The following is a 744-nucleotide window of genomic DNA, read 5'->3' as shown; positions in this document are numbered from 1 at the left end:
TCGAAGGCAATAATTTGGTGTACACGGTTTCCTTGTCCGGCACCACCACGGTAGCGGGTACTTATGCTTACAGCTTAGGCGGTGGTAGCGCCACAGCCGGCGCTGACTACAACAGCACAGCGACGTTTAGCAATGGCGTCACCTTAGTCGGTGGCAATTTGATCGTCCCAGCCGGTGTGGCGAGTTTCACGGTCACGGTAGCGACCATCGATGATGCAGTCGTCGACAGTGCGTCACCAGAAACTTTACCGTTGGTGATCGCTGGTGTGACTGGTGCCGGCGGTATCTTAGACAATGACCAACCTACGATCACGACAGTCGAACCAGGTGGCCCAGGTGTCGGTGACAACAATGTGGTCGAAGGCACGAGTCTCGTGTACACCGTCTCCTTATCGAGTACCACCACGGTAGCGGGTACTTATGCTTACAGCTTAGGCGGTGGTAGCGCCACAGCCGGTGCTGACTACAATGCGACACCAACGTTCAGCAATGGCGTCACTTTAGTCGGTGGCAATTTGATCGTCCCAGCCGGTGTGGCGAGTTTCACGGTCACCGTCGCGACCATCGATGATGCAGTCGTCGACAGTGCCTCACCAGAAACTTTACCGTTGGTGATCGCTGGTGTGACTGGTGCCGGCGGTATCTTAGACAATGACCAACCGACGATTACGACAGTCGAACCAGGTGGCCCAGGTGTCGGTGATGACAATGTGGTCGAAGGCAATAATTTGGTGTACACGGTCA

Annotated in this window: 1 protein-coding gene; it reads left to right on the top strand. The window is 55.4% G+C overall.

Features of this window, described 5'->3' with window-relative positions; translation table 11 throughout:
• A partial coding sequence (locus ACFFJH_RS05795) for a hypothetical protein (RefSeq protein WP_390210823.1) occupies positions 1-744 on the top strand: 744 nt, incomplete at both ends.

The sequence above is a fragment of the Affinundibacterium danionis genome (assembly GCF_042432465.1).
In the GTDB taxonomy this organism is placed as follows: domain Bacteria; phylum Pseudomonadota; class Gammaproteobacteria; order Burkholderiales; family Burkholderiaceae_D; genus Undibacterium; species Undibacterium danionis.
The sequence above is the reverse complement of the archived record's forward strand: the minus strand, read 5'-3'. Positions and strand labels throughout refer to the sequence as shown.